The 24,653-nt window shown below is 47.6% G+C and carries 21 protein-coding genes and 1 pseudogene; 19 read left to right on the top strand and 3 right to left on the bottom strand.

Annotated elements, in window-relative coordinates; genetic code table 11:
• Positions 1 to 69: 69 nt before the first annotated feature.
• Genes phnC through phnE (JWH17_RS01755) form a run of 3 tightly spaced genes read left to right on the top strand, consistent with a single transcriptional unit; the run spans position 70 to position 2,419 of the window.
• Positions 70 to 834 (top strand): phosphonate ABC transporter ATP-binding protein, encoded by a 765-nt coding sequence (gene phnC, locus JWH17_RS01765; RefSeq protein ID WP_205220829.1) that lies wholly within the window; start codon positions 70 to 72, stop codon positions 832 to 834.
• Positions 831 to 1,622, top strand: coding sequence for a phosphonate ABC transporter, permease protein PhnE (gene phnE, locus JWH17_RS01760; protein ID WP_205220828.1), 792 nt, complete (start codon positions 831 to 833; stop codon positions 1,620 to 1,622). Before phnC ends, phnE (JWH17_RS01760) begins: the two co-directional genes overlap by 4 nt.
• Positions 1,619 to 2,419: a phosphonate ABC transporter, permease protein PhnE gene (gene phnE, locus JWH17_RS01755; RefSeq protein WP_205220827.1), complete on the top strand. Its 801-nt coding sequence runs from the start codon at positions 1,619 to 1,621 to the stop codon at positions 2,417 to 2,419. Before phnE (JWH17_RS01760) ends, phnE (JWH17_RS01755) begins: the two co-directional genes overlap by 4 nt.
• A 68-nt stretch (positions 2,420 to 2,487) precedes the next feature.
• On the opposite strand, the gene JWH17_RS01750 is transcribed toward phnE (JWH17_RS01755), so the two are convergent.
• Positions 2,488 to 3,561, bottom strand: coding sequence for an esterase/lipase family protein (locus JWH17_RS01750; protein WP_205220826.1), 1,074 nt, complete (start codon positions 3,559 to 3,561; stop codon positions 2,488 to 2,490).
• Positions 3,562 to 3,913: 352 nt separating this feature from the next.
• Here JWH17_RS01750 and JWH17_RS01745 point away from each other — a divergent pair, with 352 nt between their 5' ends.
• The 13 genes from JWH17_RS01745 to gspE all read left to right on the top strand — a co-directional run bounded on the left by JWH17_RS01745 (position 3,914) and on the right by gspE (position 19,056).
• Positions 3,914 to 4,954, top strand: coding sequence for a molybdopterin-binding protein (locus tag JWH17_RS01745; RefSeq protein WP_205220825.1), 1,041 nt, complete (start codon positions 3,914 to 3,916; stop codon positions 4,952 to 4,954).
• A 284-nt stretch (positions 4,955 to 5,238) separates the two neighbouring features.
• Positions 5,239 to 7,950 carry a delta-60 repeat domain-containing protein gene (locus tag JWH17_RS01740; RefSeq protein WP_205220824.1) on the top strand — a complete coding sequence of 904 codons (2,712 nt, stop codon included), beginning with the start codon at positions 5,239 to 5,241 and terminating at the stop codon, positions 7,948 to 7,950.
• Positions 7,951 to 7,992: 42 nt separating this feature from the next.
• Positions 7,993 to 8,454, top strand: a complete 462-nt coding sequence (gene gspG / locus JWH17_RS01735) for a type II secretion system major pseudopilin GspG (RefSeq protein ID WP_205220823.1) — start codon at positions 7,993 to 7,995, stop codon at positions 8,452 to 8,454.
• 29 nt (positions 8,455 to 8,483) lie between these two features.
• The gene (locus JWH17_RS01730) at positions 8,484 to 9,020 is read left to right on the top strand and encodes a pilus assembly FimT family protein (protein ID WP_205220822.1); all 537 of its coding nucleotides are present in this window, start codon (positions 8,484 to 8,486) and stop codon (positions 9,018 to 9,020) included.
• A gap of 7 nt (positions 9,021 to 9,027) precedes the next feature.
• The gene (locus JWH17_RS01725; RefSeq protein WP_205220821.1) at positions 9,028 to 9,453 is read left to right on the top strand and encodes a type IV pilus modification PilV family protein; all 426 of its coding nucleotides are present in this window, start codon (positions 9,028 to 9,030) and stop codon (positions 9,451 to 9,453) included.
• Positions 9,437 to 10,117, top strand: coding sequence for a type II secretion system protein GspJ (locus tag JWH17_RS01720; protein ID WP_205220820.1), 681 nt, complete (start codon positions 9,437 to 9,439; stop codon positions 10,115 to 10,117). Before JWH17_RS01725 ends, JWH17_RS01720 begins: the two co-directional genes overlap by 17 nt.
• Positions 10,107 to 11,156: a type II secretion system minor pseudopilin gene (locus JWH17_RS01715; RefSeq protein WP_205220819.1), complete on the top strand. Its 1,050-nt coding sequence runs from the start codon at positions 10,107 to 10,109 to the stop codon at positions 11,154 to 11,156. The genes JWH17_RS01720 and JWH17_RS01715 overlap by 11 nt, the downstream gene beginning before the upstream one ends.
• A 23-nt stretch (positions 11,157 to 11,179) precedes the next feature.
• A complete protein-coding gene (gspL, locus tag JWH17_RS01710) occupies positions 11,180 to 12,646 on the top strand; it encodes a type II secretion system protein GspL (RefSeq protein ID WP_205220818.1) in 1,467 nt (488 codons plus the stop codon).
• A gap of 5 nt (positions 12,647 to 12,651) precedes the next feature.
• Positions 12,652 to 13,182 (top strand): type II secretion system protein GspM, encoded by a 531-nt coding sequence (locus JWH17_RS01705; protein WP_205220817.1) that lies wholly within the window; start codon positions 12,652 to 12,654, stop codon positions 13,180 to 13,182.
• A gap of 73 nt (positions 13,183 to 13,255) precedes the next feature.
• Complete coding sequence (gene gspN, locus JWH17_RS01700) at positions 13,256 to 14,188, top strand: type II secretion system protein GspN (protein ID WP_205220816.1); 933 nt, start codon at positions 13,256 to 13,258, stop codon at positions 14,186 to 14,188.
• A 2-nt stretch (positions 14,189 to 14,190) separates the two neighbouring features.
• The gene (locus JWH17_RS01695; RefSeq protein ID WP_205220815.1) at positions 14,191 to 14,946 is read left to right on the top strand and encodes a type II secretion system protein N; all 756 of its coding nucleotides are present in this window, start codon (positions 14,191 to 14,193) and stop codon (positions 14,944 to 14,946) included.
• Between the two features lie 105 nt (positions 14,947 to 15,051).
• A complete protein-coding gene (gene gspD / locus JWH17_RS01690; RefSeq protein WP_205220814.1) occupies positions 15,052 to 17,280 on the top strand; it encodes a type II secretion system secretin GspD in 2,229 nt (742 codons plus the stop codon).
• A 51-nt stretch (positions 17,281 to 17,331) separates the two neighbouring features.
• A complete protein-coding gene (gene gspE, locus JWH17_RS01685; protein WP_232370813.1) occupies positions 17,332 to 19,056 on the top strand; it encodes a type II secretion system ATPase GspE in 1,725 nt (574 codons plus the stop codon).
• On the opposite strand, the gene gspF is transcribed toward gspE, so the two are convergent.
• Positions 19,049 to 20,272: a type II secretion system inner membrane protein GspF gene (gspF, locus tag JWH17_RS01680; protein ID WP_205220813.1), complete on the bottom strand. Its 1,224-nt coding sequence runs from the start codon at positions 20,270 to 20,272 to the stop codon at positions 19,049 to 19,051. The two genes, gspE and gspF, sit on opposite strands and share 8 nt — an antisense overlap.
• Before the next feature lie 212 nt (positions 20,273 to 20,484).
• Between gspF and JWH17_RS24290 the strand changes: the two are divergent.
• Positions 20,485 to 20,670, top strand: a pseudogene (locus JWH17_RS24290) (Rdx family protein); the annotation flags it as partial.
• Between the two features lie 19 nt (positions 20,671 to 20,689).
• On the opposite strand, the gene JWH17_RS24285 reads toward JWH17_RS24290, so the two are convergent.
• Positions 20,690 to 21,193 (bottom strand): metal-dependent transcriptional regulator, encoded by a 504-nt coding sequence (locus JWH17_RS24285; RefSeq protein WP_319550505.1) that lies wholly within the window; start codon positions 21,191 to 21,193, stop codon positions 20,690 to 20,692.
• A gap of 715 nt (positions 21,194 to 21,908) precedes the next feature.
• Between JWH17_RS24285 and recN the strand changes: the two genes are divergently transcribed.
• Together recN and JWH17_RS24280 are read left to right on the top strand one after the other, a co-directional pair.
• Positions 21,909 to 23,603, top strand: coding sequence for a DNA repair protein RecN (gene recN, locus JWH17_RS01665; protein ID WP_205220811.1), 1,695 nt, complete (start codon positions 21,909 to 21,911; stop codon positions 23,601 to 23,603).
• A complete protein-coding gene (locus JWH17_RS24280) occupies positions 23,600 to 24,646 on the top strand; it encodes a thiamine biosynthesis protein (protein ID WP_205220810.1) in 1,047 nt (348 codons plus the stop codon). Before recN ends, JWH17_RS24280 begins: the two co-directional genes overlap by 4 nt.
• Positions 24,647 to 24,653: the final 7 nt, after the last annotated feature.

Here is a 24,653-nt window from a genome sequence, read left to right as displayed (position 1 = left end):
TTTTCTACAGGACCGGTCTGGACACAGTCAGCCGGTTCTGCATTACATGATCGCAGAGATAGGTTGAGAATGGCGTCTACAAGATCGATTCGGGTAGAAAACCTGGTAAAGGAATACACAGCCGGTAAGCCGGTGTTGAATGATATAAGTTTTACGGTGAGCGGCAAGGCAAGTGTAGCTATTATCGGCCCTTCAGGAACTGGAAAAAGTACTCTTATTCGCTGTGTTAATAAACTCATCCCCCCCACAGCAGGGAATGTGTATGTAAGTGATGAGAATATTACGGAGCTGAGCGGCAAAGCGCTACGGCAGGCAAGAAGAAAGATCGGGATGGTTTTTCAGGAATTTAACCTGGTTGAGCGACTTTCGGTGATGGAGAATGTACTCAGTGGTCGGCTTGGCTATGTCTCTCCCTGGCGAGCCTGGTTGCGCAAATACCCGCAGCAGGACATTGACCGGGCATTCGAGCTCCTGGAATCTATCGGTCTGATTGATTTTTTCAGGCAGCGTGCAGACAGTCTGTCTGGGGGACAGCGTCAACGGGTGGGGATTGCCCGGGCAATTATGCAGGAACCCCATGTGCTTTTAGCTGACGAGCCTACCTCCTCACTGGACCCGAAAACCAGTGTGGAAATTATGGAACTGCTTGTTGCTTTGTCCGAGGAACGCGGTATTCCCCTTATTATAAATATCCATGATGTTGAACTGGCAAAACGTTTTACCTCCAGGGTTATTGGCTTGTCAAAAGGGGGGATTGTGTATGACGGTTCACCGTCGGCACTGACCAATGAGCACCTGAAGGAAATTTATGGTGGGGAGGATTGGCTGCAATGAGTGCCGCTGTAAGTCAAAAATACGGCCCCCCTTTTAAAACGAACTGGTGGGTGCGGGCAGGATGGACATTGGCCTTTCTCTATGCGCTGTATGCGGCGAACTATTTGGATGTGTCGTGGGTTCGGTTTATTCAAGGGCTCGGTAACGGTGGCCAATTTCTCAGTGAGATGGTGCCTATTGACTTTTCAAGGTGGAAACTGCTCGTAGAAAATTTGATCGAGACCATTGAGATTGCCATCATTGCTTCGGCTTTTGGCGTTTTTTTCTCGCTGCCGATTGGACTTCTGGCTGCTCGAAATCTTATGCCGTCGTGGGTAACATGGGTGTTTCGAACATTTATTGCTCTGTGCCGTTCCTTTCATCCCGTCATTTTTGCAATTTTATTTGTCAAGGCTGTCGGCTTCGGTCCTCTGGCCGGCATCCTTACTCTTATATTCGCCTCCATTGGTTTTATCGGTAAGCTTTTTGCCGAGGCCATTGAAGAGATTTCCCTGAAACCTATTGAGGCATTACGTGCTTCCGGTGCGCCTTTTATCAGTGTGATTTTGTATGGGGTATTGCCGCAGGTGCTCAATCGTTTTATCGGATTTTCTTCCTACCAGTTTGATGCCAATTTACGGAATTCAACCATGGTTGGTATTGTCGGTGCCGGTGGGATCGGTGGGACGCTTTTTGCCGCATTCCAGCGCTTTGATTACGATTTTTTAGCCACTATTCTTATCTCTATCATTGCCCTGGTTATGGTCAGTGAATTTATTTCCGTTCAGATTAAAAAGGTTTTTCAATGAGTAGTGCTTCCAACCATACCTGGAACAGGTTTACCCTGGCCCAGAGGCTGGCCAGGTTTACTGTCTTTCTTGGTTTTGCAGTGGCTCTTTCCGCCTCGTTGCGTACGGTGGAAGTCATTCCTGAATTCCTCTACGATGCCCCGACACAGGTAATTGATTTACTGGGGAGAATGTGGCCGTTGGATCTCTCTTATTATCCAGGCGGCATCCACGATGCCATGGTGGAAACCCTGCACATAGCCACCCTTGGTACCCTGCTTGCCATTGTCCTGGCTGTTCCTGTGGGTATCATGGGGGCCAATAATATCGTACGCCTGCCCCTTTTGAACTGGCTTGCAAAGCTTATTTTGGTTTCATCCAGGTCGGTTAATTCGCTGGTGTGGGCGCTGCTGTTTGTTGCCATTTTCGGCCCGGGCCCGTTGGCAGGAACGGTATGTATCGGATTTCGCTCCGTTGGGTTTGTGGGGAAGCTTTTTGCTGAGGCACTGGAAGAGGTAAATCCTGGACCAGTGGAGGCACTTACGGCAGCAGGTGCTCCATGGCCGTCTGTCTTTTTGAAAGGATATTGGCCGCAGGTTGTTCCGGCATTCTGGGCTATTTTTCTTTTCAGGTGGGATATTAATGTACGTGAATCAGCCGTTATCGGCCTGGTTGGCGCCGGAGGGGTTGGCATGGTACTTGATACGGCGCTTAACCTTTTTTACTGGGATAGGGTTTCCGTCATTTTGTTGAGCATTTTTACGGTTGTTGTTTTAGCGGAGTTGTTGGTGACGAAAATCCGTAAACATATCATATGATGGGAGCGTAAAAGAATTCCAGGTTACCTCGTTGGATCAAGGTGTGGCCGCTACAGGCTGTGGGAATATCACTGAGCTTCCGCCAGTTTTTTTATGATAACAGGAATAGCCGGCGGAACTCGCCGGCTTTCCGTGGTGATGTTGCGGATCATCGACAGATGCGTTCCTTTGACCGTGATATGTGGAATGCCTTGCAGGCGGGTTGAGTCTACCGTAACCAGGCCATCGCCCAGGCCATTAATCATGGACTGCATGAATTCGCCTATCATGTCGACCTGTTGCCCGAATTCTGGAACTATTTTCTTGATCTTGTTCTTCATCCGGGTAATGTCACCTTTATTCCAGGGCGAGGAGATACCTGCAATAATGAGCAGATCGACTTCCTTGGGAAGTGGTCGTTGATTGAGTTCCGTCAAAAAAACGCTGTCCGGCAGGAGGTCTACTTGAGCCTCTCCCGCACCATCGAAAAAAGCATCCAGCCAATTGGCCCCGCCATTCATCAACCGGACAAAGTGGTCTCTGATTTCTCCAAGTAAATGGAGCCGGGCAACCTGTGATCCATGGTTAGGGGGTGCCACCATTATAAGCGTGTTCGTTTTGGGGACACGGTCTTCAACCTGTAATTCTTTGTACTGTACACTTGGGCTGGTCAGCAGATCGCGGGAGATAAGGCCACCCATGCTGTGGGAGACAATATTGATGGTGGTAACGCCCCGTTTTCTGAGGTCCTGCAACTCGCGGACAAACAGCAGGCTCGACTCGGTTATGGGTTGATCATTAGGGTAATTGAGCAGCCACACATTATATCCGAGGGCGTCAAGTGCCGGAGCAAGATTCATCCACACCTTTCCCGGATCATCGAGTCCGTGTACCAGAACAACTGAGGGGCGATTGAGGTCAATTGGGCGGGCATCTTGCGCCATTTCTAGGTAGGGAAATATACCGATGTTTTGAGAAAAAACTTTTGCTTGTTCCGGAAAGGTTGCCACTATTTTTTGTCGAACCTGGTGACGTAGTTGTTTGTTGTTTTCTGAGTGCATGTTGCCGACAACTTGCCATAAGGCAATCAACAGCAGGGCCAGCCCTGTTACTTTCAGGGGCGAAAAGGTTTTTTTTAGCCATTTGGTGCGATTTTTTTTCATGGGCATGTGCTATCAGCTTTGAAGGTGTGCCGGTTCGGCTGAATGGTCATTCTTCACATCCACTCTGTCCTTCCCGGTTTTTTTTGTTCAACAGGCCATGGCTGAAAAAAGGTAAGAAACATCCCCTTGCATTGTCAATTTTTTGATTTAAAGGTGTCGGTAATATTTTTGGTGATAACAAGGGGCCGGTGAATGCTTGTGTACATGCATCCGTTGATATGTTTGTTGGATATGTCTGTTGAGTTGCTTTTTTTATGGTAAGGGGTACATTTGACGCTGGTAATTCTCTGTAGTTGTTATACTCTTTTTTTGTATTTAATTCTTAAAAATTAACTTTGTGCGGAACGATTAGATGGCTGATGTATCTCATAAAAAAAGTATCCCGGTGGGGCAGGCGGTTGGGATGGTTCTTCCCCATGATATCACGGAGATAGTTCGTGATGAATTTAAGGGGCGTGCCTTTAAAAAGGGGCATATTATTCGTGCTGAAGATATTGATCATCTGCGCCGCCTCGGAAAAGAACACATTTATGTTTTGCGGTTAACTGCCGAAGAGATACATGAGGATGAGGCGGGCTTATTACTTGCAAAGGCTTTGGCAGGTCCTCAAATTGAGTTTGCCGATGAAGTTGTTGAAGGGAAAATGACACTTAAGGCAGCTTGTAACGGTATTTTAAAAGTCAATAAAGAGGCTCTGCTGCAATTTAATATGCTGGGGGAGGTGATGTGTGCCACTCTACAGGCAAATACCCCAGTACAAAAGGGAGAACAGGTTGCGGCAACTCGCTTGATTCCGTTAGTGGCACGGAGGAGGCTGGTCAACCGCGCGGTATCAATAGCCACCGTGGAGCAAGGGGTTATCAGTGTTAAACCATTACGATCGGTTAAGGCTGGGCTGGTAATTACCGGCAGTGAAGTTTATTATAAAAGGATAGAAGATCGTTTTGAGCAGGTCCTGCGAGATAAGCTCAAGGCATTGGATTCAGAAGTTGTAAGTGTTGGCTTTGCCCCTGACAATCCGCAGCATATAGCAGCGGAAATTCATAAAAGCCTTGCAATGGGAGCGGAATTGATTGTCACCTCCGGTGGTATGTCGGTTGATCCGGATGATGTTACCCGGCTGGGGATCAAGGAGGCAGGAGCGTCTGATATGGTGTACGGCACACCGGTTCTTCCCGGCGCGATGTTTCTTGTTGCACGAATTGGTGAGGTTCCCGTCATAGGGGTACCAGCGTGCGGTATGTTTCACCATATTACTGTTCTGGATCTTGTATTACCGCGTATCCTGGCCGGCGAATCCATAGGCAGAAGAGAGCTTGCCGAGATGGGACATGGTGGGCTTTGTCGTAACTGCAAGCAGTGCCGGTATCCTGTTTGTAGCTTTGGAAAATGATAAACAACGATTGATTCTCAAGAAGAGGTTCGTTAAACTTTCAAAGAGAGCTAACCCAAAGCACAAGTATGAGCCACGTTTTATCTGAAATCAAGGCAGGGTGGCTTGGCAGTGCAAATGCGCCTGACATGTCTGTCGAGTGGCATGGAATATGCTTTAAAATGGTTTTGATGTTGTACTGAATAAGCTATACTATACGGTAAATTGGGATTTGGTTCGTCCGTAATGGCCTTGAAATGATAAAGAAAAGGTGCAGGTTAAAAAGCCAGATGGAGACTATACTCATGCGCAAAAAAAATATTCTTACCTGGTGCATTTTACTGGTGGTGTTCCTTCTTTGTATTGAGTCATCGTACGGGGCGTATACTCTGGACACCGATTTTGGCGATAATGGGCAGGTCAGTGAGTCATTTGGCGGTATAAGTAATAAAGGGTTTGCCGTTGTTGTGCAGCCGGATGGGGCTATTGTTGTCGCCGGCTCGAAATCCAGTTCTGCTGATCAGGACTTTTCGCTCATTCGTTACCTGGCAGACGGCAGCTATGATTCGTCATTTAATATTGATGGCAGGGTGGTGACATCCATCGGGCGGGCAGATGATGAAATTTTAGCAGTTGGCTTGCTTGCCGATGGAAGGATTGTTGCCGCAGGCTACAGTGAAAATGATACAGATCGTGATTTTGCCTTGGCATGCTACTTTCCAGACGGCAGGCTTGATCCAAGCTTTGGTGATCAGGGAACGGTTGTCATGCAGATTGGGCGCGGGCACGATGAGATTACCGCTCTTGCCGTTACCCCTGAAAATCAGATTGTCATTGCAGGGGTAGCCGAAGGTACCAGTGGTAGTGTGATTGTGGCCGGTCGTTTCTATGATGACGGATCCTTGGATGCAAGCTTTGGCGAAGAGGGCGTAAGCCTGATTGGTGTTGGAGATGCTGCCGTGGCCGAAGACGTTTTGATACAGGAAAGCGGCAAGATTATTATTTCCGGGTCATATGCGGAAAACAATGTGGCATCTTTGCTCCTGATCAGGTTGACTGCCGACGGGATTATTGATGCTACTTTTGGTAGTGAGGGGGTTGCAATCCCCACTGACGATGCAGAAATATCGGAAGGGTATGGCATAACCGCTGCTGCAGAGGGGCAGATTTATCTGGCCGCTGCAGTGGAAAACGACAACCAGCTTGATGCGGAACTGTTTCGGTTTACGATTGATGGTGCACCTGATTTGAGCTTTAACAGCAAGGGTTCTACAACCATTTATGCCGGTCCGGAGGACGATGTTATCTATGACGTAGAACTACTGAATGAGGACAAGGTAGTAGTTACCGGTTATGCGACCCAGAAGGGGATTCGTCGCCTTTTGGTGGCAACTTACGCTACTGAAAGCGATTCGCCGGATTTTGTTGCGCAATCCGACGGTTCTTTGGCTGAGCCTGTTCGTATATCCTCTTTGCAGGTTGTATCCGGACAATTGATTGATGAGGTTGAGGGGGATGAGGACAGCCAGCAGATAGAAGTGCTGGATTCTTTTGAGCAGTTTGTGCATGAAGAACAGGTAACAGCTGAAGAGACGGAAACGGTTATGCAGGGGACGACACCAGCTGTCCATCCTGTAACGTCGATACTGCATGGTCTTTTAGATAGTGTGTCGTCTTTTTTCGTAGGGCAGGCCATGGCCGCCGAATCGGGCACTGAAGAGGGTTCCGACGATGAAGACACGGTCACAGTGACCATTCTTGACTCTGAGGAGGGTGATACCTCCGGCAATGCCCTTTCTGTGCTGGATAGCGGCGAAGTTGTGGTCGTTGGTACAAGCACAGACCAGAATGACACCGATACGCTGACTGTTACACAACTCTCCAGTACTACAGAGAGCTCGGAAACCGTTTCCCTTGCCAGTGCTACCAGCAGCTATATTAGTACCACTCCGGTGACGGCAATCACCCGTACCGGAGCCCTGACCGGGGGCAGGATTCTGCCAGGATTAGGGACAGTAACGAAAAAAGGAGTGGTTTTCAGTATTGCACCTTATCCACAATACAAGAGTAGCGTGAGCAGTGATAACGATGACGATGACGATTTGACCGTCACCATTACTAATCCTACTAGTGGAGATACTGAGGGCGAATCGTTTACCCTTACTGTCGAAACCTCTCTTTCTAGCAAATGTGGCTACAATTCGGGAGAGGATAAGGAGTTCGATTTGATGACACCGTTTTCGGATTCTTCGGATTCTTATAGAACCTCCCACTCTGAGGAACTTGATTCTAGTACTGATGGTGACCCTCCTTACTATGTCCGCTGTCAAACAGCTGATGGTCAGGAAGCTGCAGATTCTGTCATTTTTACTGTGGCTGTTACTGAAAACACTGCCACAGCCTTAATTGCGAAAATGCTGCAGACTACAGGGAATTTTTTAGTGGCCGAGGCCGTGGCAGCAGATGATGATGACAGTGAAGAAGATTCAGGTGGACTGTTTGGTGGTTCCTCCGACGGCTTTGACGAGGAAGGCGAAACAGAAGACGGGAGCGGCACCGGCACATACAGTTCGATTCTGGAAAACCTCAAGCCGGGAACAATCTTCTACGCGCGGGCCTATGCGATTGTTGGTGGGACCGTATATTACGGCGATGAAATTACTTTCAGGACCGATGATTCCTGTTTTATTGCAACGGCTTCTTATGGTTCTGTTTTTCACCCGATGGTGGAAATTCTCCGCGATTTCAGGGATTCGTATCTCCTGCAAGTTGAACCAGGCAGGAAGTTCGTTGATTTTTACTACGCGGTTTCCCCGCCGGTGGCAGATCTTATTGCCTCCAGAGCATGGATGCGGTTTACTGTAAGGTTGCTCTTGCTGCCGTTTGTCGGTTTTTCATGGTTGGCGTTGCATACGGGGATCTGGCAGGCTGTGGGCATAAGTGTGGTTGGCGTATGGCTGGCAGGATATGGAGTTGTACGGACAAAAAGTGTTTTGAGTATGCGGGTGCAGCAGTAACTGCAGGCCGATATTTTAGAGAAAACAATGAGGATTGTTTATATGAAGGGATGGAACAGGGAGAGCCTGCGCGTTGGAAACATGCAGGGATTCACCCTTATTGAGTTGATGGTGGTCATGGTGATTTTAGGGATCCTTGCCGGATTGATTGTACCCCGAATCATGGATAGGCCCGAGGAGGCCCGAAGAACCAAGGCAGCCATTCAGATTCGCTCACTGGAGCAGGCTCTGAAGCTGTACAAACTCGATAATGGGCAATACCCCACAACCGAGCAAGGCTTGCAGGCCCTGGTGGAGCCGCCCTCTGTGGGTCGACTGGCAAAGAGATGGCGAGAGGGTGGGTATCTGGAAAAAGGGAAAACACCTCTTGATCCTTGGGAGAACGAATTTGTATACATAAGCCCAGGGCTAAACGGGGATTTTGACCTGATTAGCTATGGCCCGGACAATGAACCTGGCGGCGATGGTAATGACGCCGATATTAACAATTGGGAAATCGAGTAACCCTCTTCTTGTATATTTACAGGTGTACATTGCCTGTACGAAATACAAGGGGATTCACTCTTCTGGAACTTATATTGGTCATGGTGCTCATTGGAGTGACCATGGCCTTTGCTGTGCCTCGTCTTTCCAGCTTTGTTTTTAGCGATCCGCTCAAACAGAGCACCCGCAAACTTACCCTCCTGATCACCCAGACATCACGGCTGGCGGTGCGGACATCCCGTCCTTACCAGTTGCAATACGATTCTTCGACTCGTAGCTTCGAGGTGGTGGCTATCGACGAAAAAGAAACAGAAACAGAAAGCGCTGTCAATGACGAGTCGAGCCACCTTCCTGCTCTTCAACTTCCTGACTCGGTGTTGCTCAAAGATATTACTTTTGCAGCCGCAGAAGAAAAAAAATCTGGCTCATTTTCCTTGCGATTCAGCGAAAAAGGCTATCTTGAGCCGTGCCTGATCCATCTTCAGGAGCAAAGCGGTGACGAGATGACTGTTAAACTTTCTCCTTTTGTCGGCCATGTCACACTCCATCAGGGGTATGTTTCCCTCGAAGAGGATACCTTTCGGTAACCCGATTATGAACTTAAGCAGGCAATCCAGTGCACAAGGCTTCACGCTGCTTGAGGTGATGATTGCGGTGGCAGTATTGGCAATTGCTCTGGTCAGCCTTTTAGGATCTCAGTCACAAACGATTTCTATTGCCACTGATGCCCGGTTTGATACGATTGCTGCCTTGCTGGCTCAGGAAAAGATGGCGGAAATTCGTCTGCAGGATTTTGAACAGGTAGAGAGTGAGAGCGGAATCTTTGAAGATGGGTTTAGTGAATTTTCCTGGAATACGGAAGTGGTACCAGTCTTGGAAGACGACATTTCGATCCCGGACACAGACGGAATGCTGAAGCAGGTGGTCTTAACTGTTGCCCTTGCCGAAGATGAAACACAGCGTCTTACTGTACAGACAACGATTTTTAAAAAAATAGTTCCCGATGACCAACGTCAATAACAGAGGCTTCACTTTACTGGAGGTCATGCTTGCTGTCTCAATTTTGGCAGTGGTGAGCTCAATGGTTGGATTCGCCTTGAACAGTACTGTGGATCTGTTGGCTGCAACAGCAAACCAGAAAGATATCTATCGGCAGGCACGTATTACCCTGGATAGGATGAGGAGTGATCTGGCTGCTGCTGTAGTCGATGGTGAGGTCGGATTTGTAGGGACGAAAAATGAGATTAACGGCCGGCAGGCAGCCGGTTTGATCTTCAGTTCCATGGCGCACCTGGCTTTTGACGATGGACGATCAGACAAGGGGAGCACCACCATTGCCTATGAGGTGATAGAAGATGAAAATGATCCTGGTTCGTTCAAACTACTGAGAGCGGATACACTTTCAGTGTTTGCAGAGGAGAGCGGTGAGAAAGAAGCGTACACCTTGTGTGCCGGACTTCGCTCTTTGCAATTGACGTATTGGGATGCTGAAGGTCAAAAAAATGACAGCTGGGCGAGTAAGCCGGACGAAGAAAATGAGCAAGAGCCTGTACTACTGCCGGCAGCAGTATTTATTACGTTGGAGTTCTGGCAGGATAGTGAGCACAAGACCGTTATTCCTTTTCGCTCAGGGGTGTGGCTTCCCACCGGTAGTATAAAAGAGGAGCAAGACGGTGAGTCATAAGCATTTGCTCAAGGATCAAAAAGGTGTTGCCTTGCTGTTGGCTCTATTGACCGTCAGTTTTTTGGTTACCATGACCATGCAACTCCTGGTTGATGTTGACGGGCAGGTTGAGGATGCCGCACTAGTGGAGAAAACGCTTGCCATGGAAAATGCAGTGTATTCGGGGCTCAGTATTGTTCAGGCAGCCTTGTATAGTGATCAGCAGGCAACGACCTATGATTCCCTTCTTGATAGTTGGGCCGGCATTGACGGGGAACAGCTTACCTCTTTGACAGACGATATCTCACTTACCTGCGCTGTGAATGATCTTTCTGGGAAATTGCAGATTCATGCCCTGCTGGCGAATCCTTTACAAGGCGGTAATGGAGCCAACAATACAAATAAAACTTCTGCTCAAGAACAGCAACAACAGCTTGAAAAAGTCGAACAGGTTTGGACAAGGTTCCTGCTCTCCGGTAAATTTGCCATTGATGATGAGCAGCAGGTGGAAGCATTACTTGATGCCATTCGTGATTGGATAGATGAAGATGATGATGCACGGATAAATGGCGCGGAAAATGCATATTATCAATCACTTTCTCCGGGTTATTCGTGTCGAAATGGGGCCATGTTGGCTGTAGAAGAGCTTTTGTTTGTAAAGGGCGTGACACCTGCGCTTTTTTATGGGGATGAGGAACATGAAGGCATTGCAGCATATATTACCGTGGCGGGCGATGACGGAAAAATTAATTTGAATACGGCGCCGGATGCGGTTTTGGCCGCGTTGAATCCTGAGTTAAACGAGGATATGATAAGCGAGTTGCAAGCATACAGGGAGGAGCCGGATAATAGCGACAATCTTGCCGACCCAACCTGGTATAAAAACGTCAGCGGTTTTCCTGGAGATATAACACTGGATGAAAATCTGCTTACAGTTTCAGCCAAGGCTTTTGCTCTAACCATTACGGCTGCAACCGAAGATGGCAGATGTATCGGCAAAGGGGTACTTTTGCGTGGGGAAAATCACGAGCAGACACTTGTTCACTGGCAGATACAATAAATTGAGAAGTAAACGAGATAGAAATGAATAAAAAGTTTCTCGGACTCTATTACGGTGACGATTGCCTCACAGGTGTTGTGACTGGACAACAGGGGAAAACCGTGGTCGTTGAGTCGAGTGCTTCTATTCCCTTATCCACGGATGGTATTGCAGCTACACCGGTGGAAGAACTTCTGGAAAAGCTTCACTGGCAGGGCGGGGAATGTGTTTGCGGGCTATCGCTTGCAGCAGTGAGTACCCGTAACTTGGAGCTGCCTTTTTCCGATAAAAAAAATATTACCCAGACCCTCCCTTTTGAGTTGGAAGATCAATTCATCCGGCCTATGGAAGAGGTGGTCACAGATTTTAATGTACTAAGGACAACTGACCAAAGTAGCTCTCTCCTGGTTTTTGCCGTTGAAAAGAGAGTGCTGAGTGATGTCCTTGAACGCCTAAAGCAACATGATGCCGAGCCTGGAGTTGTTGTGCCGGCTGCGGTCGCAGTGGCAGAGCTTGTTGGGCACCGTTTTCCTGAAGGGTGGCACCTGGTTTTGGAGGCAGACGATGCTGAGGCAACCCTGTTGCTGTTGCATAACGGTATCTGTCAATTTTGTCGTAAATTACCTGTTTTGTCGCAGACGATGTCAGGTGGGGCTGAGATCGATGAGTTTGGGGCACAATTAGGTGCGCTTCAGCAGACGGTTGGGCGAACTTTGGGATTTTTACGATCCATTGGCTTCCCGGTCGATGATATTGAACATACACTGGTAACCGGACGTTTCGTCGAAAGTGAAGAGGTTCGAGCTGCCTTAAAGGCGCAGCTGGGTATGGACGTGGAACCTGCGGACCTCCTTGCTTTGTCGGGAATCAATGTTCCAACGGGGCTCGAGCATATGCCACCGGGAGAGTTTGCAACGGCGTTAAGCCTCTCGCTGTACAGGCCCGGCAAAAACACAGATTTTAATTTACGGCAAGGAGAACTGGCATCTAAAAAGACACTTTTTACTTCGAAGAAACAGATAGTCGCTGTTGCGGCCTCCGTCCTTGTCTGTATAGGTTCTATTGTCGGCTACTATGCCCTGGAAAATAGAAGTTTAACGATAAAGAATAATCGATTGCGGCAGCAGATGGAGCAGCTGTATCGGAACCAGTTTACCAGCGCTACCCGTATCCAGGATCCTTACGTGCAGATGAAGGTTGCTTTGAAGGAATTGGAGTCTTCTGAAACCAACATGCCTGTATATGCCGACCAGCAGAGGATGTTGGATTTCTTGGCAGATATCTCAGCTCGTATTCCTGCTACCTTGTCGCTCCATGTCTCTAGAATGGTGATAGATCAAAAGGCAATCCGCATGCGCGGGATGACTGGGACTTTTAATACGGTTAATCAAATTAAAAGTCTTCTCTCGCAGTCCCCCCTGTATGGTGACGTGCAGATTGTATCAGCGACCGCGGATAAAAAGACTCGAAAAATTCGCTTTGAGATACAGCTGGAGTTGGGTGAGAGCTGATGCAGATGACATCACGAGAAAAAAACGCAGTCATTATTGCCGGGATCAGTCTTGTACTTTTTTTGCTTCTGCAATTTGTTCTTTTTCCTTTAATGGAAAATCGGGAAAAAATGACAAAAAATGTTGTAACCCGGCAACGACAACTCGAAGAAATGGAACAAATGCAGCAGCGTTACGCTCTTTTTAGCCAAAAAAGCCGCTCTATTGCGGCCCTGCTCAACGAGCGGGCCAGTGGGTTCAGTCTGTTTTCTTTTTTAGAGCAAAATGCGGCTGACATTAAGGTCAAAGAGCGAATTGCATATATGAAGCCTTCGGAGCTTGCCGCTGAAGGGGTCTTGAAGCAAAGCATGGTGGAAATGAAATTACAGGCTGTTAGTCTGAAACAGCTCGTTGCTTTTCTTAAAACTACTGAATCTCCGCAAAATCTCGTCGGGATTAAACGCATTACCATTCAGGAGAACAATAAGGAGAAAGGGACGCTGGATGTGATTTTACAAATTGTCAGCGTTGATCAGGTTGTTAACGCTGTTAACTAGGGTAAATGCTTGGAATGTGCCTAATGTGTGGTGGTTGTGATCAACATCAAGAACTGTATATGAGTGCTCGCTGATGATGGCAAAAACGCTTCGTTGGGGAAGGAGTATACTGGGGTATTTTCTCTATACCGTGGCAGGGCTCGTTCTCATGCTGTGGATACTTTTTCCTGTGGATTTCCTTGACCAGTGGATTCCTGAGTATCTTGGTGCACGTTTCCCTTACGCGAGGGTAGCATTATCTAACGTAGCGGTTGGGTTTCCTGGAAAATTGGTTTTGAGCGGATTGGAGTTCTCTTCATCTGCAGAGCAAAAGACGCTGTTGGAGGTTGAAACCTTGGAATTGCAGCCGAAATTTGTGAGTTTATTGAATATGCAACCTGTAGTCGGCTATGTGGCGACGATTAAACAGGGGCGTGTTGCCGGTACCTTTAGCACTGGTTCAAGCTTGGATGCTTTTAACGTTGCAGGACAAATTGAGAACGTGCAGCTTGATTTGGTTAGCGGCATACGAGCAATTTTGGGAAGAGAGATACAAGGAAAATTGAATGCACAATTTAAGGGCAAGGTGCAAAGCGACTTCACAGCATTAGGTAATATGGATGTGAAAGTGAGTATCGGTAACGGTAAAATAGGTCTGAAAAAAAAGATCCTTGGGCATGGTGTTTTTCCTTTTTCACAGGTGCGTTTTACAGTGACAGGCAACGAGCAAAAACTGTTTATTGATGGAGGACAGGTGGAGTCTGAGTTGTTTTCAGCTGACTTTAGCGGAAACATTGAGCTTAACCATCCTTATGCCCAATCGGGATTGAGCTTTGCCGGGATCATGTTACCACGGCCGGAGTTTTTTGCTCATGTAACAGATGGGCAGCTTTTATCTGCTATTCGAAATCAATTGCAGGATGATGGCGTCACTTTTAAGGTTAGTGGAGACGTCGCTGATCCCGGTATTACCTTTGGTGAGCTGTCTTCGTTGTTTGAGGCTGCAGCAACCACGGCGGAGCAGTAATCGTGATACGGGTATTGCTAACCTTACTGTCTTTGACAATCCTGATTTACGCAGGAGTGTCTTTATGGTACGAGCGGGTTGAAGAAGGGCTGGTAGCACTTATTCCCACAGGTAGTGAGGTCGTTGAATCTGCTGATGAAGAACGCGTTGCAGGTGCCGTTCGTTCAGTTTTGCCGACAGATTACGAGGTTATTGCCGGTAGAAATATTTTTCAGGCATTGTTGGAAGCAAGTGACAGCGAATCACTACCGGTTGAGGACGAAGACCATGAAGAGACTTCATTAAAGTTGGTACTTCTCGGTACGGTTGTGGGCGATGAAACGGATGCTCGAGCGATTATTATCGATGAAAAGGAAAAAAAGCAGGATCTTTTTCGTATAGGCGATAGCGTGCAAAATGCCAGGATCCGCAAGATTGTCAGAGGAAAGGTGATCTTGGAGGTCAACGGACGTACTGAAGCGCTGACTATCAAGGAAAGAAAAGGTGGTGGTTCTCCGTCTCCTCAACCCTTAACGGGAGGGACGAGGCAACAAAACGTCAGCAGTACAGCTGTCGAAAAAAGGGTGCCTGTTGTGAGGCCCAGAAGGCGTATCAGCTTTCGGGAAAGTCGTCCCCAACTGCCTGAGGCGGTGGAAGAGCCGTTTGAGCCCCTTGAGGTTGAAGAGGGAGCTCGTGAGGAGGGCATTGATGAAGAGATTGAGGAGCCCGATGAGGGGCACGAAAATGAGGAGCCTGATGAGGGGCTCGAAAATGAATAAAGAACATCATTTGGTCGCAGGTTGTTTTGTCAAAAGAGATGATGGCCAGGTGGAACGAGGTGGAGTTGTGAAAGGGGCTGTTAAATGAAGAGCGGGTGTGGCTTTATGATAAAGAAATTGATTCTATCTCTGGTTTGTTTGAGTTGTTGTCTGCTGTTTACAGGCATTTTCGGCGAAGCAAACGGTGCACCTCAAAAAATAACACCGCAAAGGTATGTGACCATCGATTTTAATGATGTCGATATCAACCTGTTTATAAAGTATATAAGCGAACTCACTGGGAAAAATTTTATTGTTGATCGGGCTGTAAAGGGGAATGTAACCATTATTTCTCCTACCAGGATCAGCGAAGAAGATGCCTATCGGGTTTTCGAATCAGTGCTCGAGGTCCACGGATTCACCACCATTCCCAGTGGTACGGTGGTGAAAATTGTACCTGCCGTCCAGGCCAGATCGAAAAATATTTCCACTCTGTACCAAGGTGATGTTGATATACTGGAAGATAGGGTTGTCACCCAGATTATCCCCTTGGTGCATTCTAATGCTGATGATCTCAAGAAAATTCTTTCACCTCTTGTCTCTAAAACCAGTGTCCTTATTGCCCATGCCGAGTCGGGAATGCTTATTATCACTGATGTGCAGTCTAATATTTCCAGGTTAATGGAAATAATCAAGGTGGTTGATGTGCCGTCCATTGGTGAGGAAACCGTGACCATTACCCTTGAGCATGCAGATGCGGTCACGGTGGCAAAATCCATCCGTGAATTATTTGTACAACGGGTTGTAAAAGGGAAGCGGACGGAAACGATTAAAATTATAGCGTATGAACGGACCAACTCACTTATTATTGTTGCTCCAAAGGCGCAGATTGATAAGATCTATGACCTGCTTAAAGAGCTTGATCGTCAAGTTCCCAGGGGGGAGGGTAAGATACGCGTCTATTACCTGCAGCACGCCAATGCTGAAGAGATGGTCAAGGTGTTGACCAGTCTGCCGGGTAAGCAGGCAACCGGCACCAAGCAAACCGGCGGTAAGGCTGGGCCTGTGCTTTCCTCTGATATACAGGTAGTGGCTGATGCAGAGACAAATGCCCTGATTATTACAGCTCCCCGCGAGGAGTACCTGGTCCTTGAAGATGTGATCAAGAAATTAGATATCCCGAGGCGTATGGTGTATATGGAAGCGCTTATCATGGAGGTGCAGGTCTCAAAGGATTTTGGACTTGGGGTCCAGTATGGCGGATCCGGAACCTTTGCCGATGAAACCGGTACGCTGTTTGGAGGTTTCAGCGGCGAGTCCGGGGACAACGCCTATGGGATTTTAGAGGGGCTTACCAGGGATCAGCCAGTCCTTCCAGGTGGCTTTACCATGGGTGTTTTGAAAGAAGGGATCGAAATCGGCGGCGTTTATTTTCCCAATCTTGGTGCGGTGATCAACGCCTATAAGGATGACGAAGACATAAACATCATCGCCACCCCACAGATTTTAACCACAGATAATAAGAAGGCCAGTATCAAGGTGGGAGAGAATGTACCCTACATTACCAGTAAAAATACTACTACTTCCCAGCAGGATTACACCAACTACGAATATAAGGATGTGGCCACGACCCTTACCATTACCCCGCAGATCAATCAGGCTAACGTTGTACGTTTGGAAATCGCGGTGGAGGTGATAAAGCTTAAGGATCTGGGTGATGGAAACCCGACCACCTTTAACCGAACAGCCGATACAACCGTGGTCGTTCATAATGAGGAAACCGTAGTACTTGGCGGGATTATCGGCCAGGATACCAGTACTGGCGAATACAAGGTGCCGCTGCTTGGCGATATTCCACTTTTAGGCTGGCTTTTCAAAAGCAGAACCGAGAGCGAGACCAAAACAAATCTGTTTATCTTTATTACGCCCCATATAGTTGAAAATCCTGCCGAATTGGCGGAAATTTACTACAACAAACGTGATGTCATGGAAGATGTGCAGCCTGGTTCTTCGCAGATAGCTGATGATTTTTTTCAGAAGAAACCAAATCCGGAGCATGCTGCTGCCCTCACCGATCTTGGGTTTGCTAAGCTGCAACGCAGTGAATTTTTAGAGGCCAAGGACTATTTTCTACAGGCTTTGGATATTGATCCTGAAAATCCTTATGCAACCATTAATCTAGGAGTCGTTTACGAACGTGAAGGCAATGTAAAGGGAGCTAGAGAGATGTATCAAAAGGTTTTGGAGCTTAACCCTGGAGAGGAACAGCAGGATGAGTGGCGGCAAAGCCCTTATGATGCCTTAAAACAGCTCGCCAGAGAAAACATACAACATCTTCGCACCAGTGGACAATAAGAGTATGATCATGAATAGGCAGGGTGAAAGGGTAGGCATTCTGCCGATTGTATGAAAGATAACGCTGGAAGGGTGTTTGGAGCTATGCAACCTATCGGAAATATACTTCAGGAGCAGTTTGGGTTGGACGAAACAGCTCTTGTGGCCGCATTGGAGAGTCAGAAGGAAAAGGGGGGGCGGATAGGTGAAATCCTGGTACAGGAAAAGCAGATTACCGAAGAGGAGTTGCTGCAGGCAAGAAGCATCCAGTGCAATCTGAAAGTCGTCAAAAAGTTGCCAAAAGAAATTGAGCCGTTTTTTGTGAAGCGGGTTCCTATCGGATATCTTAAACGCTTTAAGATGATTCCGGTGGCAACGCCTTATTGTTCGTATGTAGCCCTTGCTGAGCCCTTTTGTGTGCAGCAGCTTGATGATCTCAAGCGACTTTTGCAATGGGAAGGAATGGAGACGGTGCTGGCACCCCAAAACGAAATTTTTATAGCCATCAATACCGCCTATGACATGACCAGTAACGAGGCTGCTGATCAGGTTATGCAGGATATGCATGAAGAAGATCCGGACAGTATCTTTTCTCAGATAGAAGAAACAGCCGACCTGCTGGATGATACCAGTGATGCACCGGTGATTAAACTCGTTAACCTGGTGCTTTCGCAGGCTGTGCGCGATAATGCCAGTGACGTCCATATTGAGCCTTATAAAAATAGGGTCAAGATACGGAAGAGGGTAGATGGTATCCTCTACGACATGTATGCGCCGCCTCGGCATGTTTTAGGGAAGTTAATTTCTCGCGTCAAAATACTGGCGAAGATGGATATTGCCGAAAAAAGGCTGCCTCAGGATGGACGGATCGAGATTCGCATTGCTGATAAAAATGTCGATATCCGTGTTTCCACTTTACCCACGGCTTTTGGTGAGCGAGTGGTTATGCGCCTGCTTGACAAGTCAAGCGTCTATCTTCCGTTGGAAGAATTGGGACTTGTGGCTAATGATCTTGCCCATTTCCTCCAGCTAATTAAAGCACCTCATGGCATTATTCTGGTCACAGGGCCCACTGGTAGCGGAAAAACAACCACCCTTTATTCCGCATTGGGAATTTTAAACAGTCCGGATATAAATATTATAACGGTTGAAGACCCCATTGAATACCAGATGGACGGTATTTCGCAGATGCAGGTGAACGCTAAGATCGGCCTCACCTTTGCCGGCGGGCTGCGGACCATTGTTCGCCAGGATCCTGATGTCATTCTTGTCGGTGAGATTCGTGATCTGGAAACAGCGGAAATAGCCATTCAGGCAGCACTCACTGGTCACCTTGTGTTTTCCACCTTGCACACTAATGATGCCGCCAGTGCCATAACCCGGCTTATTGATATGGGAGTGGAGCCGTTTCTGGTTTCTTCTTCCGTAAACGCCATCCTTGCCCAGCGGCTTGTCCGTCAGATTTGTCCGCATTGTAAAGAGGCTTTTGTGCCGACCAGCGAATATCTGGAGAAAGCTGGTTTTAGTGTAGAGGACGTTGGCGATAAAAGTTTGTACAGGGGGAAAGGGTGCCCTGAGTGCTTTGAAACAGGCTACAAAGGAAGGATTGCCATATTTGAATTGATGATCTTAACCGATGAACTAAAGCGGTTTACCCTTACCACCTCTGATGCTGGGTTGATAAAACAGAAAGCGCTTTCCATGGAGGAAACCGGCATGATTACCCTGCGTCAGGACGGATTGAGGAAGATACTTACAGGGCAAACCACCCTGGAGGAAGTCTTCCGCGTTACCTGATCAATTGGTTCATTTCAAAAATCGGCAGCAGGATCGAGATAACGATAAAACTAACCGCCACTCCCATGACCAGAATCATGACCGGCTCAATCATCGAGGTGAGGGCTAAAATCTTGGCTTCGACTTCTTTTTCATAGCTGTCTGCAGCTTTTTCAAGCATTTTTTCCAATGCCCCACTTTGCTCCCCAACTGCAATCATCTGCACCAGCATTGGTGGGAAATAGTCGCTGGCCTTAAAAATCTGGGACAGACTCTTCCCTTTTTCCAGTTCTTCTTCTGCCTGTTCAATAACCTCAGCAAGCACGCTATTGTTGACGATGTTTTCTACTATCTGCAGTGAGGCAGTGAGTGATACACCCGAACTGAGCAGGCTTGCAAGGGTTCGGCCAAACCTAGCTGAGGCTATTTTTATATTCAGATCCCTTAAGCCGGGAAGGGAAAGTTTACATGTATCCCACATTCTTTTTCCTTTCGGTCTTCGAAGAAAGGCTGTGATGGCAAAGAGTGTTCCGGTAATGACGAGCAGAAAGAGCCACCAGTATTGTTGAAGCAGGGAACTGGTAGCAATGAGGATGATAGTCGGCAAGGGAAGCGCTTGCGAGGTTCCTTCAAAAACGGAGGTGATGCTGGGGACAATAAAGGTAATCAAAAGAACCAGGACAGCGATGCCGACAAAAGCCATGAAGATGGGGTAGAGTAATGCTGCTTTGACCCTTGAGCGAAGAGCAGCCTGATTCTCACCAAATTCCGCCAGCCGTTCGAGAACTACATCCAACGAGCCTGATGCTTCTCCGGCTCTGACCATATTGATGTAGATTTTGGAAAAAAGACGCGGGTGTTCTTCAAGAGCAGCGGTAAGGGAGTTCCCTTCATTGACGGCATCTTTTATCTGGGCAATAGTTTTTTTTAAGTAACGATTATTCGTTTGCTCTACGAGACCATCAAGAGCTTGGATAAGGGGGATGCCTGCCTCCAGTAAGGTGGCAAGCTGGCGCGTGGAGACATGGATTTCCTGAGCGGTTATTTTTTTGCCGATATGAAAGGAAAGTGTAGCGGCTTTTTGTGTCTTTTTCCTGGCAACAGTCTCTTTGATCTCTACTGGATAGTTGCCCTGCGCTCGTATTTTTTGCCGTGCTGCGGTCTGGGAATCAGCATCAAGGATACCTCTGGTCTTTTTTCCTGAGCTGTCGAGAGCTGTGAATTCGTATACAGGCATAGGTCTCAGATGGTGGCGAAATTGTGAATAAAGGAGCGTGACGGAAAAAGGTGCGTGGTTGAAAAAACTCTTTCATATTCATTGCACCGGCTAACCAATATGCTAGTATAGCGCGCTGTTAATAAAAAGAGCAATGGCGTCTTGCCAAAAAAAAAATGGACGGTGGTATGCGAGTAACAATAGAATATTGCGTGCAATGAAACTATAAACCACGTGCTTCCAGTTTGGAAGCTGCGTTAGAACAGGCATTCAGCCAAAAGCTTGAGGTAACTTTGATTCCCGGTTCAAACGGTATATTTGATGTTACTTTGGATGCTAACCTTTTGTTTTCTAAGAGAGAATCAGGGCGCTTTCCCGAGTCAAATGAAATTATAGGGTTGATGCGGGCCAACGGATAAAAGCAAACAGCTGCAGCTGTTATTGTTCCTGCTTGGGGGCAAGGCATTGAGAGATGCATTCAGCACAGGTACTTCGAAGTTCACCTTTTTGGCAGAAACTGGCAAATCCGGCAATTAATTCCTCCCCTCCCCTGGGACAAACGTTAAGGAATTTAATAAATAGTACCATTCTGTTGATGATTTCTCTTGGGGCCGTATGTTCAATCTTGCATGCTCCTTCTTCGGCTGTATCATGGTCAAGAGCTAGTACTTCTGTAAAGAATTTTTTTAATGCGTTATGCCGTTCAATGACATCTTCAGCAACCTCACGTCCTTTTTCTGTCATGGTGATGACTTCATAGGGTACATAGTTGATGAGACCTTTTTTAGACAGGGCTCGAAGTGCTTCTGTTACTGAAGGGCCGCTGACGTCAAGCCGTGAAGAAATATCTTTTCCACGCGCAACCTGCTTTTCTGTAATGATATGGTAAATGGCTTCAATATAATCCTCAAGACTGGCGCTTAACTGTGGACTGGTAGACACGGTAACTCCCTTTATGGTAAAAGATAGGTATCTCTTCGAAAATACTGTTTGCCGGAGGACCCGTCAAGGGGAATGTCGCTTGCCCTGAGCCTGGGAAAATGGAAAAAGTAGGGATGGACCGGTCTTATCTTGTGTCTGCATGGAAGTGGGGACTTTGGTTTGCGGGCGGGTAAGCAACATACTCCGAGGTAGGCTGAATATTTTACAGCAGACAGAGAGTTGAGAACAGCGTCTTGGCTCAGCTACGAGGATGAAATTTTAAGCACAGTGCCGTTTGCGGACTTAAATTAGATGGAAGAGCAGGGCGAGCACGCGCTCAACCCGAATTTCTCATAAACGTTGTGTCAATTCGTCTACGTGTAAACAACCTCATCATGTTGAGTATAAATAGATGGAGTTGTAAATTTTCACAACGTTCACCAACGGTCAGTCCATGCGGTACCATCTTGTTCAGTCTTTTGGCAGTAAAAGGTTGGCGTAGACTCCGATAGCATATTGTCGGAGTCTACTTGTACCCGGAGTCTTCGCTTACCGGGAATCTTCGCTCTCCTCTTTACTCCTAAAAATTTTGAGCCTGGCACCACCTGAATTGATGAGCAATACGGGGTGACTTCATTTCTTCAGGCAGGCAGCAAGGGTGGAAGAGACCACCTGCTTTTCGTAATAATAATAGATATAATGAATCCAAAAGGTAACACCCCTAAGGTCAGTCGTCATGCTCCATGAACTCAGAGTACAAAATCTCGCCTTGGTTGATGCACTTCATCTCGATGTGTCGGAACGTGCAACCGGGTTAATTGTGTTAACAGGTGAAACAGGTGCTGGTAAATCTATAATTTTGCAGGCAATACACCTGCTGGGGGGCGGCAGGAGCTCTTCGTCCTGGGTACGTAGCGACTGCGACCAGGCACACATTGAAGCACTGTTCGAAATTCGTGAGGAGCAAGGTGCTTTGCAGGACGTGCTCGACAACCATGCATTGCATAACGGTGCGACGTGTATTGTCCGCAGGGTTATTACCAGTCAAGGGCGAAGCAAGTTGTATATCAATGACCAGCTTGTAACTGCCCGTACGGCCAGGGAATTGGCTGATGGTTTAGTCAATATTGCCAGCCAGCATGATAATCAACAGCTGCTGAATACTCGTCATCATTTGGATTTTCTTGATACCTATGGGGAACTCTGGCCGCTGAGAGAGCAGTTTTCCCGTTTGTTTAAACAGTGGCAGGCGCTTTCAACCGATCTGAGACAGTTACTTGAAAAAGAACAGGAAAAAGAACAGCAGAAAGATTTTCTTCTTTTTCAGCTGGAAGAGATCGAAAATGCGAGACTGAGGCCGGGAGAGGATGAACAGCTCTTGCAGGAGCGAGATAAACTCAAGTCATCAGCAGCATTGCTCCAGATTACCAAAAAGGCGCAACATCTTTTTTCAGGAACTATTTTAGATACCCTTTCAGAGGTCAGAAAAGACCTGGGACAGCTGACAACCCTTGACCCTTCTGTTGCTGAACTTGCTGAGCGCGCTGTTTCAGCCTGCTATGAAATCAGTGATATAGAACAGGAACTGAGCAGTTATCTCCAGACTATCCCAACGGATGTGTCACGGATGGAAGCTATAGCAGAGCGATTGGCATTGTTAAAGCAGCTGCAGAGAAAATATGGTCCTACTTTGGAGGAAGTTATTGCGTTTGCAGAAAAGGTTCGCCTGGAGGTGAAAGAGCTGGAAGGGCTTGAGGGACGGATTGATGACCTGGAGGTTGAACTCGAGCAAGTCAGTACCAAGGCATTGTTAAAGGCGACGGAGCTGTCAGAGGCAAGGAAAGAGACTGCTCTGCGGCTAGGGAGAGTCATGGAATCAGAGTTAGCTTCCCTGAGTTTCAATCAGGCGATTTTTAAAGTGCAGATGGCCGTTCCGGAAGGGCTTGGTCTGGATGGAGTACAGGTAAGTGGCCGGGATACGGTGGAGTTTCTTTTTTCCGCCAATCCAGGTGAACCACCTAAGCCGCTGGTTCGCATTGCCTCTGGTGGGGAGTTGTCACGCCTGATGCTGGCCATGAAATGCATCCTCGCCCGTCGAGATCAGGTCGATACGGTCATTTTTGATGAGGTCGATGCCGGGATAGGTGGTCAGGCTGCAGAGGCAGTTGCTGAAAAAATTCGTGAGCTTTCCAGCCATCACCAGGTTTTTTGTATTACCCACCTCCCCCAGATCGCTGCAGGTGCTGATCTTCATTTCAGGATTGAAAAACGCATTCAGGACGGGCGGACCAAAACCGTGTTGGTTCGGCTTGATGAAGAGGAAAAAGTAGTAGAGCTGGCAAGGATGCTTGGTGGAGAGGATCCTACCGGCCAGACCATGATGTATGCAAAAGAACTGGCCGAACGTAGGCGGAAAAGGAGTAGCGTGTGAAACAAACAGTAGCCTTAGGGCTTTTTTCCGGTGGGCTTGATTCTATTCTTGCCTGCCGGGTTATTGCAGCGCAGGGGATTAAGGTGGTGGCATTGAAATTCGTGACCCCTTTTTTTGATTATGACCTGCTTGCAAAAAAAGATGAATATACCGCAGAGGTGGAACGTAAGTATGGGCTCAACGTTGAGTTGGTGAACCTGAGTGAAGGGTACCTGGATCTGTTGCGAAATCCTGCCCATGGGTTTGGTAAAAATTTTAATCCCTGTATTGATTGTAAGATACTTATGTTGACCAGGGCCAGGGAACTGATGGCACGGTATAACGCTTCTTTTCTGGTAACCGGTGAGGTGGTGGGACAACGTCCCATGTCGCAAAGAAGGGATACTTTGCGCGTCATAGAGCGTGATGCAGGCTGCGCCGGGATTTTGTTGCGGCCTTTGAGCGCCAAGTTGCTTGCGCCGACCAGGGCCGAACAGGAAGGTCTTGTTGATCGGGAACAACTCTACGGTTTTTCGGGTAGGGGAAGAAAGCCGCAGATGGCATTGGCAAAGGCCTTGGGGATAAAGGACTATCCAAATGCGGCTGGTGGCTGCATGCTTACAGACGGAAACCTTGGTGGGCGGATAGAAAAATATTACGCTGGTGCCTACACGCCTGATTCGCAGGATATTTCTGTTGATGATGTTAATTTGCTGCTCGTTGGGCGTCAATTTTTACTGTTTGATAAATTTTGGCTGGTGGTAGGTAGAGATGAAAAAGAGAATGATCGGATAGCCTCTTACTGGAGACCGGGTGATTGGCTGTTTGAAATGACGACCCATCCCGGTCCTACCGCATTGTTACGCCTCGGTGACGCGCAGATAGAGGGGCATCGTAAAGAGGAAGTTGTTAATGCTGCTGCCGGAATAGTGGTTTCCTACAGTAAAAAAGTAAACGGTGAGGCAATTCCCGCAGAGGTGACTGTTACCACTGGAAGGGGACGTGTCTCTCAAATGTATAAACCGCTTGCTGGGTCAAAGCTTCAGTTGTGGCGGATGGAATAAAAGGTAG

Origin of the sequence: Desulfogranum marinum (assembly GCF_016918565.1) — a bacterium.
Lineage (GTDB): Bacteria > Desulfobacterota > Desulfobulbia > Desulfobulbales > Desulfobulbaceae > Desulfogranum > Desulfogranum marinum.
Note: the sequence above shows the minus strand (reverse complement) of the source record. Positions and strands in the feature narration are given on the sequence as shown.